Genomic DNA, 16,847 nt, shown 5'->3' on the forward strand with positions numbered 1-16,847 from the left:
ACTTATCTACTCAGGCGCTCCTGAGCTCGGCGCCGTCGCCCGGCACCGGGGTGACCTCGCGCGGACCCGGCACGTCGTGGCCGGCCGCGCAGCGGAAGTGCTGCTCGATGGGGGCGCCGCAGTCGCGGTGGGTGAGCAGCACGGGCGCCCCCTCCTCGCCCGTCAGGTGCTTGTCGCCCCAGTGCATGAGCGCGACCAGCAGCGGATAGAGGTCACGGCCCTTCTCCGTGAGCCGGTATTCGTCGCGCTGGCGCTGCCCCGGCTCGCGATAGGGCTCCTTGCGCAGCAGCCCCTCGTCGACCAGCCGGGCCAGGCGCGCGCTGAGCACCTGGCGGGGGGCGCCGGTGATCGCCTGCATGTCCGCGAACCGCCGCACGCCGCTGAACGCCTCGCGCAGCACGAGGAAAGTCCACTTCTCCCCGACGATGTCCAGGGTGCGCTCGATCGAGCAGTTGTTCACCCGGAAGGGAAAGCTCATCCCCTCAGTATACCTGAGTTCAATTGACAGACTCAGATGTGAGGTGCACGCTGAGTCTATGCACGGAACTCAGATCCGCCCGGTCCGTCCGGAGGACGAGGAACGGATCAGACGATTCCTGACCGGGCTCTCGCTGCACACACAGACGCTGCGCTTCTTCACCGGCATCACCACCCCGGCCGCCGGCCTGGTCCGCACGCTGCTCGCGGTGGACGAGCGCCGTGACGGGCTCGTCGCGACCGCCGAGGGCGGCGAGATCGTCGGTCACGCCATGAGCTTCAAGGGCGGGTGCACGGACGTGGAGATCGCGGTGGTGGTGGCCGACCAGTGGCAGGGGTTCGGGCTCGGGCCGCGGCTGATCGACACGCTGCTGCTGCGGGCCGTCGTACGGGGTGCGAAGACCGTGGGGATGGACGTGCTGGGGGAGAACCGGCGGGTGCTCAGGCTCATCCGCAGGATCTGGCCGGACGCCGAGATGAAGGTCTCATCCGGGTCGGTGGAGGTGACCGCTATGATCGATCAGGCCGGGTTATTTGCGGAACAACGTTCTGGTGGCACACCATTGACATTGTGAAGAGTGTCAAGAACGGACGCGACGGCCGTACGCGCATCATCGAGGGCGCACTCCGCCGGTTCAGCCAGGACGGGGTGTCGGCCACCACGCTGGCCAGTCTCCGCGAGGAGAGCGGCGTCAGCGTCGGCAGCTTCTACCACCACTTCGCCAGCAAAGAGCACGTCTTCGGCGTGCTGTACGCCGAGATATTGATCGCGTACCAGAACGCGTTCCTCGCCGAGCTGGTAGGCCATGAGGAGGCGCGCGACGGGATCGAGGCGGTCGTCGCCTTCCACATGCGGTGGGCGGGCGAGCATCCGGAGCGGGCCAGACTGCTGATCAGCGAACGGCCGCCGCGCAAGCAGGAGCCGGGCGGCGCGGAGGTGGCCGAGCAGCGCCGTACCTTCTTCCGCCAGGTTTCCGACTGGTGGCGGCCGCACATGAAGAACGGCCAGCTTCAGCCGGTGCACGCGACCATGTGCTACGTGCTGTGGCTGGGGCCCGCGCAGGAGATGTGCCGGCTGTGGTTCGCGGGGGCGCACACGCCGACGGAGGAGGAGATCAAGGGGCTCGGCGAGGCGGCCTGGCAGAGCCTGCGCCAGGGCACCGAGTAGGCGGCCGGGTAGGCAACTGAGTTGGTGCCGGAGTAGGTGGCTGACCTGCCTTCCCGCAGGTCAGGGGGCGTTGCCGCACCTGTGCGGGGAGCAATGATCTGGCCACCGTCTGTGGTGTTATTGTCCACATGTGAGACGACCTCGGGCGCTGGTGCTGCCCGCCTTGCCGGAGAGCGCGCTCGCCCGTCTGGGCGAGATCGCCGAGCTGGCCGAGGTTCCCGCACGTCCAAGCCTCGGCTTCACCGACGAGCAGCTCGCCGACCTGATCATCGGGACCGGCGCGACCGTGCTCATCACCGACGGCGACCAGGTGCGCACGTCGGTGCTCGGCCTGCACCTGGACATCGTGGCCGTCATGGGGCCGCCGACGAGCGTCGACCTGGCGCTGGCCGCCGAGCGCGGGGTGACCGTCCTGCACGCCCCCGACCGTGACGCCGAGGCGGTCGCCGAGCTGACGCTGGCGCTGATGTTCGCGGTCAGCAGGAACATCGTCACCGCCGACAGGGAAGTACGCGGAGGGCGCGCCTACCACGACAGGATGCCGCCCGCGCAGCGGCATCGCGGCAGGCGGCTGACCGGCAGGACGTTCGGCATCGTGGGCCTCGGCCGCGTCGGCAGGGCCATGCGCTGGCGGTGCGAGGGGCTGGGCATGCAGGTGATCGCCTGCGACCCGTTCGTGCCCGAGGCCACGCACACCCTGCCCGCGCTGCTGGCGGAGTCGGACGTGGTGTCGTTGCACGTGCCGCTGACCGCGGAGACGCGGGGCTTCTTCGGCTACGTCGAGTTCGGGGCGATGCGGCCCGGCTCGATCTACCTCAACACCTCACGCGGGGCGCTGCACGACCTGACGGCGCTGGTCGACGCGCTGCGCTGGGGGCAGGTGGGCGGCGCGGGGCTCGACCACTTCGAGGGCGAATGGCTCGATCCGGCCCATCCCCTGACCAGCCTGCCGAACGTGGTGCTGACTCCCCGTCTGGGCGAGGCCACAGGGGAGAGCCAGGAGGAGCTGGCCGAGACGCTGGTGGCGGACATCGGGCGGCTGCTGCGCGGCGAGGAGCCGGCCCATGCGTACGTGCCGGTGATGCCGCTCGCCGGATCGGCGTAGGAGCCGAGCCGGTCAGGCCGGCTGGCGGAGGCGGGTGTGGACGTGCCAGCTCGCCCTGTCGAGGGAGATGTCCAGCCGCAGGTCGCCGCGCTGCCTGCGCAGCCCGGGCACGCGTACCCGGTCGTGCACGTCGAACCGGCCACGATGCGGATAGCCGAACCCCAGCTCGCCCGGCAGAACGCGCAGATCATCGCGGTTGCCGCAGCGCGGGCAGGTCCATGACACCAGGTCCATGCCGCGGTTGTAGTCGGAGCAGGCGCTGAAGTATTCGTCGGGCCTGAACCGGGACTCGCAGGCCAAGCAGGGGATCAGCATGGGTCCGCTCCTCGGAAGGACGTGGTGACACCCCTAGAGATACCGCTCGCCACTTGTCCACCGCTTGCAGAATGCTTGGGTACCTAAGTAACAGTATGGGCACTGTCGGTATCAGATCATGCGTGGGAGTCCGCGGTGAAAGGATGGGCTCGTGGAACGACTGCGCCAGCACCTCCTCGAAACCGGCTACACGATCGACGGCGTCAGAGAGCGCCTGGGCAGCATGGCGGCCTCCGCCCTGGCCCGCGAGGAGCTGGTGCCGGCTCTGCGCGCCACCGCCGACGGCGATCCGCTGGCACTGCTGATCAGGCTGTGGTGGCTGGGCGTGCCCGTGCCGGCCAAGACACTCCCCGCGGAGATCCTCGGCTCGGGCCTGGTCACGGCGGACGGCGACGAGGTGCGCGCGACGGTGCACCTGCAGCCCTGGGAGACCGGCGGCTACCTGGTCTCCGACCGCAAGGTGCGGCCCGGTGACCCCGCGCTGCGGCCGGATCACGTCGTCGGGGCCGGCGGCGCCTCGGCCAACCTGGCCCAGCTCGTCACCCGCCGCCCCGTCGCGCGCGCGCTCGACCTCGGCACCGGCTGCGGCGTGCAGGTGCTGCACCTGGCCGGCCGGGCGGCGGCGATCGTGGCCACCGACCTCAACCCGCGGGCCCTGGAGCTGGCCAGGCTGAGCTGGGAGCTGTCCGGCGTCTCGGGCGTCGAGGCGCGTACGGGGTCCATGTTCGAGCCGGTCGAGGACGAGCTGTTCGACCTGATCGTGAGCAATCCGCCGTTCGTGATCGCGCCCGCCCGCGACCAGAAGCTGACATATCGCGAATCGGGCGGCGACGGCGACAGCTTCTGCCGCGACCTCGTCCGCCGGACGCCCCGCCACCTCAACGCGGGCGGCCAGGCCCACTTCCTGGCCAACTGGCTGCACGTCGAGGGCGAGGACTGGCACGACCGCGTCGGCGGCTGGCTGAGCGAGACCGGCTGCGACGCCTGGGTGGTGCAGCGCGACGTGCAGGATCCGGCCGAATACGTCGAGCTCTGGCTCAAGGACGCGGCCGAGCAGGGCACCAGGAGCTACACCGAGCACTACGACCGCTGGCTGGCCTGGTTCGACGAGCGCAAGGTCGAGGGCGTCGGGTTCGGCTGGATCACGATGCACAACTCGGGCACGCTCGACCCGGTCGTCCGCGTGGAGCACCTCGCCCACCAGGTGGCGCTCCCGGTCGGCGACTACGTCGACTCCGTGATCGAGGCCATCGCCTCCGCGCACCGGGCCGGCGGGCTCGACGGAGCGCTCTTGCGTACCGCGGAAGGGTTGCTGGACGAGCGGATCGGCCTGCCGGGAGGGGAAGACCCCATCCGCATCGTCCTGCGGCAGACGCAGGGGCTGCGCCGCAGCAGGGAGGTCGGCACGGTGGAGGCCGCGCTGGCGGGCGTCTGCGACGGCGAACTGGCGCTCGGACCGCTCCTCAACGTGATCGCGGAGCTGGTCGGCGGCGGCGAGATTCCCAACTCTGACGCGGTCAGGCCCTTGATCGCCGAGGGCTACTTCCTCCTTTAATCAGCCGTTGATTGGACGTTGACACCTTGGGTGGAGTCTCTTAACACGACACGGACCTGGGGGGTTCGAGGGCCGTGTCAGGTCTGGCCGGTCGTCTTTATGTGAGGCGGCTAGCCGCTACGCGGAGCATCCGGATAACCGGGCCCCCTAGCGAAGCGTGGCGGCAAAGGACGACCGGCCGGGCTGAACCGAATCGATCACGAGGAATCGTGACTCCCTAAGGACAGCCTTGATCAACCATGTGTGGATGACACGTCTGGACGACGAGCTGTACTCAGGACTCGACGACGGACCCAGCGACAGTGCCGCCGCCGGTGAGATCGCCAGTGATGGCGTCGCCCACGGCGGCGGGGATGCCGTCGAGCAGGACCTTGAGGTCACCGGCCTCCGGCGCGCCCAGCGTGGAGAAGATGTCGAAGGCCTGCCGTAGACAGTCCGCGCTCCTCCCCGCGCTGCCGAGCCCGCGCAGCGCCTTGCCCAGCACGGTGAGCGAGAGCGCCTCGCCGTACGGGTGGCCGATCTCCCTGGAGACCACCAGCGCCTGCTCGGCGTGGCGGACGGCCTCGGGATAGCGTTCGGCGGCGATGAACGTCTCGGCCAGCCTGGAGCACACCCGCTGCTCCCAGACCCGCTGCTTGCTGGACCGGAAGAAGGCCAGGCACTCGGCGTGGTGGTGCACGGCCTCGTTGAGCCGGCCGACCCGGGACAGGACGATCCCGAGGTGATAGCGGGCACGGGCGGTGCCGGCGCCGCTGCCGATCTCGGTGAAGATGGCCAGCCCCTTCTCCGCCGCCGCGATCGCGTCCTCCGGACGGCCGAGACCCAGGTGGTCGCGGGCCGAGTAGCTGAGGACCAGCGCCTCGCCGGCCGGCACGCCGTTCTTGCGGTAGAACCGCATCCCCGCGTCGAACCAGGCCAGCGCCTCGGTGTGGCGGCGCTGGCGGCCGACGACCACGGCCAGCGCGTTGAGCACCTCACCGGTGACGACCATCTCCGAGCGGGCCTCCGACAGCTCGTGGACGATCCTGAACTGGTGCTCGGCCTCGGTCAGCCGGTTGCCGGCGAACAGCACCCGGCCGAGCACGTACCGGGCGCGCAGCTCGCCGCCCTCGTCGCCGATGTCCTGCGCGGCGGCCAGCGCGGCCCGCGTGCTCTGGTCGAACTCGCGCGTGTGCGTGCCCGACTCCAGCAGCGGCTCCATCGCCACCAGCAGGTCGGCCGCGGGCAGCAACTGCTCACCGGTACGGGCGGAGGCGGCGGCCTGGTTGATGGCCGCGAACAGCGAGTCGCCCTCGGCGATCAGCCACGCCACGGCCTCGTCGGCGGAGCCGAACGTGCGCCCGCTGCCGACCGTCACGAGGTTGTCGGAGATCATGCTGCCTTCGTAGGCCAGCCGGTGCGCCGACTGGGCCGAGGCCAGGTAGAAGCCGAGCAGCCGGCGCAGCGCCATCGTCCTGGCCTGGGGCCGCTCGGTCTTCTCCAGCGTCCGCCTGGCGAACAGCTTGAGCAGGTCATGGAAGCGGTAGCGGCCGGGACCGGGCGCTTCGAGCAGGCTCGCGTCCACGAGGGACTCCAGCATGGAGTCGGCCTCCAGCGCGCTCATCGACAGCACGGCGGCCGCGGCGCCCGAGGAGATGTCGGGCCCGTTCGGGAGCGAGAGCAGCCGGAACGCGCGGGCCTGGCCGGCTTCGAGCTGCCCGTAGCCGAGCGCGAACGTGGCCTCGACGGCCAGGTTGCCCACGCGCAGCTCGTCGAGGCGGCGCTGCTCGTCGGCCAGCTTGGGCACGAGCGAGGCGACGGTCCACGAGGGCCGCGCGGCGAGCCTGGCGGCCACGATACGTACGGCCAGCGGCAGGAACCCGCAGGCGGCCACCACGTCCATGGCCGCGCCGTGCTCGGCCGACACACGCTCGGCCCCGGCCACGGCGGCGAACAGCGACAGCGCCTCGCCCGGCTCCATCACGTCGAGGTCGATCAGCCGCGCGGAGGGGAGGTCGGCCAGCTTGACCCGGCTGGTGACGATGGCCGCGCAGCCGGCCGAGCCGGGGAGCAGCGGGATGACCTGCTCGGCGTCGCGGGCGTTGTCGAGCAGCACGAGGATGCGGCGGTCGGCGAGGATCGAGCGGAAGAGCGCGGAGCGTTCCGGCAACCCGTCGGGAATCACGTCGGGCGGGATGCCGAGCGCCCGCAGGAACGCGCCGAGCGCCGACTCCGGCGCGGTCGCCTCGCCGGTGTAGCCGCGCAGGTCCGCGTAGAGCTGGCCGTCGGGGAAGACGTCGTCGGACAGGTGGGCCACGTGCACGGCCAGCGCGGTCTTGCCCACGCCGCCGATGCCGGAGATCGCCGCCACCGGCACGCCCTCGTGCGAGGACTGCGGGGACGAATGGGCCGACAGCAGCGTGCGGAGCCGGCCGGCGATCTCCTTGCGGCCGGTGAAGTCGCTGGCCGCGGCGGGAAGCTGCGCGGGGCGCGGCAGCTCCATGGCCGGCGCCGGCTCCTCGGCCTCGACCGGCTCCTCCGCGGGCTGCTCGGCGGCGGCCAGCGTGGGGTCGGCGGCCAGGATGCGCTGGTGCAGCGCGGCCAGCTCGGCGCCGGGCTCGATGCCCAGCTCGTCGATCAGCGCCTCGCGCGTCTCGGTGAACACGTTGAGTGCGTCGCCCTGCCGCCCGCACCGGTAGAGGGCGAGCATGAGCTGGGCCCGCAGCCGCTCGCGCAGCGGGTGGTCGGCGGTGAGCGCGATCAGCTCGGACACGATCGCCGCGTGGTTGCCCAGCTCCAGGTCGAGGTCCATGAGCGTCTCGATGACGCCGATGCGGTGCTCGATCAGCCGGTCGCGCTGGTGCTCGGAGTAGGGGCCGACGGTGCCGGCCAGCGGCTCGCCCTCGAACAGCGCGAGCGCGGCCCGCAGAGCGCGCGCGGCGTCGGTCAGCCGGCCCGCCTTGCGCGCCGCCTCGGCCTGCTGGCGGCCGCGTTCGAAGCGGGCCAGGTCGAGCGCGTCGTCGGGCAGGCGCAGCGCGTAGCCCCTGCCGATGGAGGTGAGCAGCTCGGGGCGCGAGCGGGCGGGCCTGTCGGGTTCGAGCACCGTACGGAGCCTGGAGACGTACGTGCGCAGCGCGCCGAGCGCGCGTGGCGGCGCTTCCTCGCCCCAGACGGCGTCGATCATCTCGTTGGGGGTGACCGCGTGGCCCTCACGCAGCAGCAGCATGCCGAGGATGGAACGCTGCAGGGGGGTGCCCAGGTCGAGTTCGCGGCCATCGCGCCACGCGCGGACAGGACCGAGCACGGCGAACCGCAGCCCGCCTTCAACGCTCTGACCAGCCATGCCGTCTGTCTCCAAGCCAATGGAACGATTTGTTACCAAATGATAGATCCATCGTTGCTCGTCACCTAGATGTGGGCTGATCGTTAACCGAAGCGTTGATCCGCCGTCAATCAGGTGTCGAGCGCGCCCCTGGATGCTGTTGGTCGGCTGGGTCATGACACTCACCGCGGGGGCGTGTGTCATGTAGAGCGGAGACAGAGCCGGAAAAATACGGGCCCCGCCCGGAAAAGTTGGGCGGGGCCATCAGCGGACGGTGGTCAGGCGGCCTCGACCAGGCCCAGTCTCATGAGCAGCCGATCTCGTACGAGCGGCCATTCAGAGTTGAGGATCGAGTAGAACGCGGTATCTCGGACCGTGTTGTCGGCGCCTCGGCTGTCCGCTCGCCGCACCCCGTCGAAGTGTGCGCCGAGGGCCTCGATGGCGGCCCGGGATCTGGTGTTGCGTACATCTGCCTTCAGGGTGATGCGATGGACGTTCCACGTCTCGAAGGCGTGCGAGAGCAGCAGATATTTGCTCTCCCGGTTGACTCCCGTGCCCTGGGCGCCGGCGCCCAGCCAGGTGTAACCGATGTCGGCCACGGACGGAATGTCGCCCACCGCGCCACGTGTACCCGGCGGCCAGGGCATGGGGCCCTGCCAGTACTCCAGGTGCATGAGACGGGTGGCACCGACCACGCGGTCGGTGTTCAGCCACCGGATGGCGAAGGGCATCGAACGGCCCTCCGCCTGCTCAGCCAGGGCGGCCTCCACATAGGAGGCCATCTCGTCCCGAGTGCTCGGGACACGAGTGAAGGTGTAGGTGGAGCGGTCTTCACTCGCCGCGGCGACGAGGTCGTCAAGTGCCACGAGGCTGAGAGGTTCCAGGCGCACGGAGCGCCCGGCCAGGGTGACAAGAGCGGGCATGTGCACATGATGGAGCCAACGGTTGCGTGCACGTAACCAGGCAGTCAGGCTCATGTTTTGCCGGTTTTTGCAAACAGAGCATTTCAGCAGGTCAGAGGCCCCTTTTGGGGGATGGTAAACCCGCTCTTGGGGAAAGATTCGCCTAACCGTGACACGGCGTCGGAACGAGCGCCGGACGTCGTTCACGCACCGTATGGCTTCGCACCGGCGCCAGCCGGCTCAGGCCCTCGGACAGGTAGTCGAGATTGGCCGCGATCCAGGGCAGGCCGAGGGGGTCGGGGCTGGTCAGAGCGGTCAGCCGCTCCTCGGTGGTCTCTCCGTAGAGCAGGCTCACCGCGACCCGGACCCTGGCCGCCGAGGGATCGTCGCCGAAGGCGTGTCCCGGCAGGACGCCGATGCCGTGTTCCTCCAGAAGGATCTTGGTGATCTCGGCGGAGCCGCCGAGACGCAGATGGCTCAGGTCGGGATAGAGGTAGAAACCGCCTTGCGGGACGGGCACGGAGGCCCCGATCTCGGCGAACCGCTCGTGTACGGCCCGCGCGACCGTCCCGTGCAACCGCCGGCTGCGCTCGATGCGGTCGGTCAGCTCGTGCGGATCGCCGAAGGCGTACACGGCGGCCTCCTGGATGGGCGCCGCGGGCGCCGACCAGATCTCGCTGGCCACCGCGAGCAGTTGCCGGCGCAGCGCATGGGCGCCTTCGGGCAGCCTGGCCACGCCGATCCGCCAGCCGCCCAGTGCCAGGCTCTTGCTCAGCCCGGTGGTGATCACCGTGCGCTCGGGCGCGACGTCGGCAGGCGAGGTGTACGGAACCGCCGGGTCGTGCATCAGATCGCGGTAGATCTCGTCAGAGATGATCGTCAGGTCGAGCTCTCTGGCGACCTCCGCGAGCCGGCGTACGGTCTCGGGTCTGGCGAGCCGTCCCGTCGGATTGTCGGGCAGCGTCACCAGGACCGAGCTCACGGTCCTGCCGTCGGCCCTGGCATGCCGCACGGCGGCGGCGACCAGGTCCGGGTCGGGCACTCCACCCTCTCCTGGCGGTGCGGGCACCAGGATGGGACGCGAGCCCACGAGATCGGCCTGCGCGGCATAGCTGACCCAGCTGGGCATGGGCAAGACGATGTCTCCGCCGATCGCCAGGATCAGGCCGTACAGCAGCGGCTTGCTGCCAGGCCCGCAGACGACCAGCTCGGGGTCGGTGACGAGCCCCCGTCGTGTCCAGTAGCCCGCTGCCGCATCCCGGAGTCCGGACGCCCCCGCGACCGGCCCGTAGCCGTTGCGCTCTGATGCGGCTGCCAGCTTGTCGCGCAGCGCCGGGTGGACGGGCAGACCGGCCTCACCGAAGGCCAGGTGCAGCACGCGCTCCCCGGCGCGTCGTCTTCGTTCGATGTCCTCGTTGGCCGCCAAGGTGGCGGACAGGGTCACACTCATGGTTGTCACGTTCCCAGCGTGGTTGGATGAAGGCATCACGACAAGCGAGGCTTAGTGTGGGTAGGCATAAGGAAGTCTGATGCTCGAATTGCGGCGTTTGGTGCTGATCTGCGAATTTGCCCGCCGGGGCAGCATCGCGGCGGCGGCCGAGTCGCTCGGCTACAGCCCGTCGGCCGTTTCCCAGCAGCTCGTGGCGCTCGAACGCGAGACCGGCACCGCCCTGATCGACAGGACGGCGCGCAGCGCCGAATTGACCGACGCGGGGCGCCGCCTGGTCGCCCATGCGGAGCGCATCCTGTCAATGGTCGAGGAGGCCGAATCCGACCTCTCGGCCCATGCGGGGACCCCCGCGGGGCGGGTCGTGGTCACCGCCTTCCCGACGGCGGCCGTGGCGTTCGCGCCCGCGCTGGCGCGCTCGCTGCGCCGCCACACGGAGCTGACGCTGCGGCTGGGGCAGAGCCGCTCCGGGCGCGGCATGCGGGAGGTGCAGTCGGGCGAGGTGGACATCGCGCTCGTCGACGACTGGTACGGCAGGGTGCGCGACAGCGAGAGCCTGCGGGTGTTCCGGCTGCTGAAGGACCCGCTGGTGCTGGTCGTGCCGCGCAAGCACCGCCTGGCCGATCCCGAGGTGCCGCTGGACCTGCGGGAGCTGCGTGACGAGCCGTGGATGGCGACGCCCGACGGCGAGCCCTCGCGGCTCGCGGTGGACCGGCTCTTCGTGGACGTGGGCGGGACGCGGCCGACGCCGTGGGAGTTCGAGGGGCTGGGGACCATTCTGTCGCTGGTCGCCAAGGGCATCGGCATCGCCGCCGTGCCCGCGCTCGCGCTCGCGGCCGGCGTGCGCGGCCTGGCCGTGCGCCAGTTCCCCGGCGAGCCGGTCGGGCGCGAGGTGCACGCCGTCGCCCGCGGCTCCAGCGTGCACCGGCCCTCGGTCTCGGTGACGCTGCGCGCCATCCACGTGGCCGCCCGCTACATCGCCGCCGACCTGGAGCCGGTGACTCCGGCAGACCGCTAACGTGTGCGCCTATGGCGCCGACGTACGACATCGAGCACCTCCTGCTCTCCCAGCCGAGCACCAGGACGGTGGCGGGCATCGACGAGGTGGGCCGCGGCGCATGGGCGGGCCCCGTCACGGTCTGCGCCGTCGTCACCGACCTGTCGGCGCCGCCGGCCGGACTGACCGACTCCAAGCAGGTCTCCGCCGCCCGGCGCGGGCCTCTCGCCGAGGAGCTGGCCTCCTGGGTGGCGGGCGCGGGCTTCGGCGAGGCGACGCACGCGGAGATCGACGCGCTCGGCATGACCGAGGCCCTGCGCAGGGCCGCCAGGCGGGCGCTGGAGGCGCTGCCGGTACGGCCCGACGCGCTGATCCTGGACGGCAAGCACGACTACATCGGCCCCCCGTGGCCGGTCCGGCTGGAGGTCAAGGGGGACTCGGCGAGCATCTCGGTCGCGGCCGCGTCCGTCCTGGCCAAGGTGCGGCGCGACGCCTACATGGGGACGATCGGCTGCGACGACTACGGCTTCGCGGAGAACGCCGGCTATCCCTCGCCCCTGCACCAGGAGGCCCTCGCCCGGCTGGGCCCCACGCCGCATCACCGGCTCTCCTGGTCCTATCTGGACGACCTGCCGCGGTGGCGGCACCTGAAGCTGCACCGCGACCCGCTGGCGGGCGAAGGCCAGGCCAGCCTTTTCGGATGAACGGGCTCGGCGGGCGACTCCGCTCGGCCATCATCGGTTGAATGCGGATCGGCGTCTTTGTCATCGCGGCGCGTTTTCCCGGCCGGGAATCGGGACGGGTGCTCAGCGAAGCTGTTGACCTCGTCGTGGCGGCGGAGAAGGCGGGATTCGATGACGCCTGGATAGCCGAGCACCATTTCATGTCTTATGGCGTGTGCCCGTCGGCCACGACGCTGGCGGCCGTGGCCGCCGGCCGGACCACGCGCATCGGGCTGGGCACGGCGGTGAGCGTGTTGTCCACCCAGCATCCCGTGGCGCTGGCCGAGCAGGCGGCGATGCTGCACCACCTGTCCGGCGGGCGGTTCACGCTCGGGGTCGGGAGGGGCGGGCCGTGGCTGGACCTGGAGGTGTTCGGGACGGGGCTGGAGCGGTTCGAGCGGGGGTTCGGGGAGTCGCTCGACGTCCTGCTCGATGCGCTGTCCGGCGGCGGCGGGGTGGCGGCTGCGGGGGAGTTCTTCCGGTTCAGGGAGGTCCGGCTGGTGCCGGAGGCGCGGCTGCGGCCCGTGGTCGCGTGCACGTCCGGGCCGACCGTGCGGCTGGCGGCGGCGCGGGGGTTGCCGATGCTGCTCGGCATGCACGTCGGCGACGTGGAGAAGGCGGCGATGGTGGCGGCGTACCGGGGAGCGGTGTACGAGGGGTCCGGGGGACCCACCGGGCATGTGGCCGCGGGGGTTGCCTATGTGGCCGATTCGACGGCTCAGGCGGTGCGGGAGCTCAGGGAATCGATGCCCGCGTGGCTCGGGCCGGGGCTGGCCGGATATGTGCCGGTGGACGATCGGGCCCGGCCTACACGAAATATCCAGGAATATGTGGATATGTTGACCCAGATTCACCCGGTCGGGTCAGCCGAGCATTGTGCGGAAACGCTGCTGCGTACGGCGGAAATCACCGGAATTGAGCATTTTATTGTGATGGTTGAGGGGATCGGGGAGCACCAGCGCGTTTTGGAGAACATACGGCGATTTGGTGCTGAGGTGCTGCCGTTGCTGGCCAGGTGAGAGGTCCGGCGAGCCGGGCGGGCCGGCTCGCCGGACGCGGTTCAGCAGTCCACCAGCTCCGGTTTCTGGTTGAGGATCTGCGCTCTCGGCGTGACGAAGTCGCGCAGCGCTTCGGTGGCCGCCGGATCGAAGACCGCGACCCGGTGGCAGTTCTGGAAGGCCAGCCGTACCTGGTAGTGGCGCTCCAGCGCGCCGCGCATCGAGTCGCTCGCCAGGCAGCGCAGGAGCTGGCCGCGGGCCTCCTCGGAAGGCGGCGGCACGTGGTTGTCGGCGAACTCGGCTCCGCTGTGCTCGCGCTGCTTGACCAGCTCGCTGATCAGCGACCACGCGTAGGGCAGTGAGTCGCGGACGCACGCGAGGAACGCCGCGTCGTCCACGTCACCCACCCTGGCCTGGTCGAGCAGATCGTTCGGAACGGTCAGCGACATGCTGTCTCCTCTCGAAAGGGATCATTTTTGACGCTAAGTCGAGACAAAGGGACGTTCCATGGCCGAAGGGGGACAGTCATGTGGTCATGGTCCGAAGACGAACTCCGGGTCGATCTGCTCGGAGAGGTCGGAACCGGTCCGGTCGTTGCCCCACGCATGGGCGTTGCGCAGGTGGAACTCGACCGCCTGGCGGCCGAAGCGCGCCCAGTCCTTCTCCTGCTCATCGAGGGTTTTGCGGAGAACGGACAGCGCGTCGGCGTTGGCCGGCTCCAGGTCGTCGAGGGTGAAGTGGCGGCCCTGCTCCATGGCGCGCACGGCCGTCGAGTGCTCCATCCAGGTGAGCAGGTCGTCACCTACGTGCTCGCGCAGGAAGTCGACGTCCGACGGGCCGTGGACCTTGTTGCCGACCACGGCGAGCGCGACGCCGTACTTGGCGGCGTAGTCGCGGTACTGCCGGTAGACGCTGACGCCCTGCCTGGTCGGCTCGGCGACGAGGAAGGTCAGATCGAAGCGGGTGAACAGGCCGGAGGCGAAGGAGTCGGCCCCGGCGGTCATGTCCACCACGACGTATTCGGCGGGGCCGTCGATCAGGTGGTTGAGCAGCAGCTCCACCGCGCCGACCTTGGAGTGGTAGCAGGCCACGCCGAGGTCGTCCTCGCTGAACGGGCCCGTGGCCAGCAGGCGCAGGCCGTCGGGCGTGGTGAGCGCCCACGGGTCGGCGGCCAGGTCGTCGAAGCTCAGCAGGGTGGAGCCGCGGCCGGGCGGGGTGGTCTTGACCATGGACTCGGCGGAGGGGATGCGCGGATTGGACCCGCGCAGCCGGTCCTTGATCTCGGTGAGGTGCGCCCCGAGCGGCTCGGGCTGGCGGTCGAGGCCGAGCACGAGGGCCAGGTGCTGGTTGATGTCGGCGTCCATGGCGACCACCGGCCCGCCCTGGTTCGCCACGTGCCTGGCGAACAGCGCCGACATCGTCGTCTTGCCGCTGCCGCCCTTGCCGACGAATGCCACTCTCACGTGCACTCCCAGTGAGTATGAAAATCGTTTCCGTTTGGGTGGCACCATCATGCCACACTCCGTGCACAGGTGATGGCGATTCGGCGCGCGCCGGGAGCGGCCGCCGGCGCGGCCTGGTGGTGAGAGTGCTCAGCCGCAGGTGGCGTCGAGGTTGACCGGGTCGTCCGGGCTCTGCGTCTCCGCCGGGGTGTGGGCGGCGGTGGCAGGCTTGGCCGCGGACTGCTCGTCCAGGGCCTGCGAGACCTTGCGCCGGATGAGGTACCAGTCGGGGTCGGCGGTGGTGATCAGCGGCGGTACGAAGCTGAGGCTGCGGATCTTCGCGCTCTTCACCTTCTGCGACAGGTCCACGACGGCGGGCAGGAGGTTCTGCGGAAGGTCGGTGGAGATGGCGCGCTTCGTGGCGGCGGCCAGCCGTTCGAAGCTGTTGAGCACGGTCATCGGGTCGGCCTGCTTGGCGACGGCGTTGAGCAGGCACTTCTGGCGGCCCATGCGGACGTAGTCGTCGCTGTCGGTGCGGGAGCGGCCGTACCAGAGCGCTTCCTGGCCGGACAGCTTGCGGGTGCCGGCGGCGAGCAGGCCCTCGCGGTGGCGGCCGTACACGATGGGCTCCTTGATGGTGACCTTCACGCCGCCCATGGCGTCGATGATCTCCGCGAAGCCCTTCATGTCCACCATGGCGTAGTGGTCCACGGTGATGCCGAGTATGTCGCTGATGGTCTGCTTGAGCAGGGCCGGGCCGCGCTTGCCGCGTTCGACGCCGGGCACCATGTCCGGGTTGTCCTCGGCGTACTGGAAGACCTCGTTGAGCAGTCCGGGGGTGCCGGGGCCGCTGCCGGTGAACCCGTAGGGGAAGCGGGCCTTGGCGGGCCCCTCGGGGAGCTGGACCTGCTGCAGGTTGCGCGGAAGGCCGAACAGGACGGTCGCGCCGGTCTCGGTGTCCACGCTGGCCACGGTCATGCTGTCGGTACGCACCCCGGGCCGGCCCGGGGCCGCGTCCGCGCCGAGGAGCAGGAAGTTGACCCGGTCGGCGCCGTTGAACGGGTCCTGGGCCACGACGGGGCTGCTGCCGGTGGTGGCGGGGAACAGGCTGTTGACGACGTCGCGCGACAGGTAGGCGAGCCTGGTGGCGTAGGCCGTGGGGGCCAGGACGAGCGCGCAGAGCGCCACGGCCAGGGTCGTGGTCAGGAAGCGGCCGACGGTGTCGGAGCGGTCGGGGCGTACGAGGAGGAAGGACCAGACGATCACGCCGGTCCAGGCGAGCGCGATCACCACCAGCGCGACGGTCAGCACGGTGAGCCAGCGCGGCTGGACCGCGAGCGACAGGAGATTGGCGCTGAACGCGGTGAACACGGTGAGCACGCCCGCCAGCATCAGGACGTACGCGGCCATCAGCGCCAGACCGGTCTTACGGCGCTCGGCGGCCAGGTGCGCGACTCCCCACAGCATGGCCGAACACAGTGTCAGTGCGATGCTGGCGCCCAGGCCGAATCCGCGTACTTTCCCTGTCATGCCTGGTCGAACCCCCATTGCGTGCCCATCCAAGCCACCTTAGTAATGGGTGATGCGTGATTGACGGTGCGAAGGGGAAGGGTTTGGTCAATTCCCAGTCAATACCACCTTGAGATATAACGTGAGTGTGCGCAAGCGACACGGCAGCTACGGATTCGACGCACCGTGGGCCCTGACCGGTTTGCTCTTCGGAGCGCTCGTCCTGCTGGCCCTGGCGGCGGCCGCTTTCAACCTGGACATTCAGCCCGCCGGCATCGCCTTCCTGGGCGGCGCTCTCTACACGCTGGCCAGCGCGGCCAGCTACGTCTACACCACCAGACGCGGCAAGTTCGTGGTCTGGGCGGAGGAGCTCGACCGGCTGGCGGGCGACGAACGGCTGCTCGACCTCGGCTGCGGCAGGGGCGCGGTGCTGCTGCTCGCCGCCCAGAAGCTGGAGGAGGGCCGGGCGACCGGCGTGGACCTGTGGCGCTCGAAGGACCAGTCGGGCAACGGCGAGCCGGTGACCAGGGCGAACGCCGAGGCGGAAGGCGTCTCCGAGCGGGTCGAGCTGGTGACGGGCGACATGCGCGACCTGCCGCTCGACGACGACGCGTTCGACGTGGTGGTGTCCAGCCTGGCCATCCACAACATCTCCGACGACGAAGGGCGCGCGCGGGCCGTCCGTGAGGCGCACCGGGTGCTGCGGCCCGGCGGGCTGATGCTGGTCGCCGACTTCCAGCACACACCGGCGTACGAGTCGGTGTTGCGGGAGCTCGGTGTGATCGACATCAGGCGGCGCGACCTGGGCTGGCGGTTCTGGTACGGCGGCCCGTGGTTCGGCACGACGCTCCTGGAAGTCAGGAAGCCTGCCGGGTAGGCAACGTTTGCCACACGCTCGGCGGGTATCGA

At 70.4% G+C, this 16,847-nt stretch carries 16 protein-coding genes; 8 read left to right on the forward strand and 8 right to left on the reverse strand.

Annotated features, from left to right (window positions below):
• Nucleotides 1-10 precede the first annotated feature (10 nt).
• A complete protein-coding gene (locus tag ABEA43_RS11545; RefSeq protein WP_345561001.1) occupies nucleotides 11-478 on the reverse strand; it encodes a winged helix-turn-helix transcriptional regulator in 468 nt (155 codons plus the stop codon).
• A 58-nt stretch (nucleotides 479-536) separates the two neighbouring features.
• Between ABEA43_RS11545 and ABEA43_RS11550 the strand changes: the two genes are divergently transcribed.
• From ABEA43_RS11550 to ABEA43_RS11560, 3 genes are all read left to right on the forward strand, one after another.
• Entirely contained in the window at nucleotides 537-1,052 is a 516-nt protein-coding gene (locus ABEA43_RS11550; protein ID WP_345561003.1) for a GNAT family N-acetyltransferase, read from the forward strand.
• A complete protein-coding gene (locus ABEA43_RS11555; RefSeq protein WP_345561004.1) occupies nucleotides 1,049-1,645 on the forward strand; it encodes a TetR/AcrR family transcriptional regulator in 597 nt (198 codons plus the stop codon). The genes ABEA43_RS11550 and ABEA43_RS11555 overlap by 4 nt, the downstream gene beginning before the upstream one ends.
• A gap of 130 nt (nucleotides 1,646-1,775) precedes the next feature.
• On the forward strand, nucleotides 1,776-2,750 hold the full coding sequence (locus ABEA43_RS11560) for an NAD(P)-dependent oxidoreductase (RefSeq protein WP_345561005.1): 975 nt from the start codon (nucleotides 1,776-1,778) through the stop codon (nucleotides 2,748-2,750).
• Nucleotides 2,751-2,762: 12 nt separating this feature from the next.
• On the opposite strand, the gene ABEA43_RS11565 is transcribed toward ABEA43_RS11560, so the two are convergent.
• Complete coding sequence (locus tag ABEA43_RS11565; protein ID WP_345561006.1) at nucleotides 2,763-3,065, reverse strand: hypothetical protein; 303 nt, start codon at nucleotides 3,063-3,065, stop codon at nucleotides 2,763-2,765.
• A gap of 151 nt (nucleotides 3,066-3,216) precedes the next feature.
• On the opposite strand from ABEA43_RS11565, the gene ABEA43_RS11570 reads away from it, so the two are divergent.
• Entirely contained in the window at nucleotides 3,217-4,620 is a 1,404-nt protein-coding gene (locus ABEA43_RS11570; RefSeq protein ID WP_345561008.1) for a DUF7059 domain-containing protein, read from the forward strand.
• A 274-nt stretch (nucleotides 4,621-4,894) separates the two neighbouring features.
• Here ABEA43_RS11570 and ABEA43_RS11575 read toward each other — a convergent pair whose 3' ends face one another.
• The 3 genes from ABEA43_RS11575 to ABEA43_RS11585 form a co-directional block, all read right to left on the reverse strand.
• Complete coding sequence (locus ABEA43_RS11575) at nucleotides 4,895-7,942, reverse strand: AfsR/SARP family transcriptional regulator (protein WP_345561009.1); 3,048 nt, start codon at nucleotides 7,940-7,942, stop codon at nucleotides 4,895-4,897.
• Between the two features lie 257 nt (nucleotides 7,943-8,199).
• Nucleotides 8,200-8,844 carry a GNAT family N-acetyltransferase gene (locus ABEA43_RS11580; protein ID WP_345561010.1) on the reverse strand — a complete coding sequence of 215 codons (645 nt, stop codon included), beginning with the start codon at nucleotides 8,842-8,844 and terminating at the stop codon, nucleotides 8,200-8,202.
• Nucleotides 8,845-8,986: 142 nt separating this feature from the next.
• On the reverse strand, nucleotides 8,987-10,273 hold the full coding sequence (locus ABEA43_RS11585; RefSeq protein ID WP_345561011.1) for a pyridoxal phosphate-dependent aminotransferase: 1,287 nt from the start codon (nucleotides 10,271-10,273) through the stop codon (nucleotides 8,987-8,989).
• 79 nt (nucleotides 10,274-10,352) lie between these two features.
• Between ABEA43_RS11585 and ABEA43_RS11590 the strand changes: the two genes are divergently transcribed.
• The 3 genes from ABEA43_RS11590 to ABEA43_RS11600 are packed head-to-tail and all read left to right on the forward strand — an operon-like array spanning nucleotide 10,353 to nucleotide 13,008.
• Entirely contained in the window at nucleotides 10,353-11,288 is a 936-nt protein-coding gene (locus ABEA43_RS11590) for a LysR family transcriptional regulator (protein ID WP_345561012.1), read from the forward strand.
• An 11-nt stretch (nucleotides 11,289-11,299) separates the two neighbouring features.
• A complete protein-coding gene (locus ABEA43_RS11595) occupies nucleotides 11,300-11,971 on the forward strand; it encodes a ribonuclease HII (RefSeq protein ID WP_345561014.1) in 672 nt (223 codons plus the stop codon).
• Between the two features lie 41 nt (nucleotides 11,972-12,012).
• Nucleotides 12,013-13,008 carry an LLM class flavin-dependent oxidoreductase gene (locus ABEA43_RS11600; protein ID WP_345561016.1) on the forward strand — a complete coding sequence of 332 codons (996 nt, stop codon included), beginning with the start codon at nucleotides 12,013-12,015 and terminating at the stop codon, nucleotides 13,006-13,008.
• Nucleotides 13,009-13,049: 41 nt separating this feature from the next.
• On the opposite strand, the gene ABEA43_RS11605 is transcribed toward ABEA43_RS11600, so the two are convergent.
• From ABEA43_RS11605 to ABEA43_RS11615, 3 genes are all read right to left on the reverse strand, one after another.
• The gene (locus tag ABEA43_RS11605) at nucleotides 13,050-13,436 is read right to left on the reverse strand and encodes an SCO5389 family protein (protein WP_345561017.1); all 387 of its coding nucleotides are present in this window, start codon (nucleotides 13,434-13,436) and stop codon (nucleotides 13,050-13,052) included.
• A gap of 84 nt (nucleotides 13,437-13,520) precedes the next feature.
• Nucleotides 13,521-14,450: an ATP-binding protein gene (locus ABEA43_RS11610; protein WP_345561018.1), complete on the reverse strand. Its 930-nt coding sequence runs from the start codon at nucleotides 14,448-14,450 to the stop codon at nucleotides 13,521-13,523.
• 129 nt (nucleotides 14,451-14,579) lie between these two features.
• Nucleotides 14,580-15,896 (reverse strand): LCP family protein, encoded by a 1,317-nt coding sequence (locus tag ABEA43_RS11615; protein WP_345561019.1) that lies wholly within the window; start codon nucleotides 15,894-15,896, stop codon nucleotides 14,580-14,582.
• A 190-nt stretch (nucleotides 15,897-16,086) separates the two neighbouring features.
• Between ABEA43_RS11615 and ABEA43_RS11620 the strand changes: the two genes are divergently transcribed.
• Nucleotides 16,087-16,815, forward strand: coding sequence for a class I SAM-dependent methyltransferase (locus ABEA43_RS11620; protein WP_345561021.1), 729 nt, complete (start codon nucleotides 16,087-16,089; stop codon nucleotides 16,813-16,815).
• The last annotated feature ends 32 nt before the right edge of the window (nucleotides 16,816-16,847 follow it).

The organism is Nonomuraea rosea (assembly GCF_039539705.1).
GTDB classification, from domain to species: Bacteria; Actinomycetota; Actinomycetes; order Streptosporangiales; family Streptosporangiaceae; genus Nonomuraea; species Nonomuraea rosea.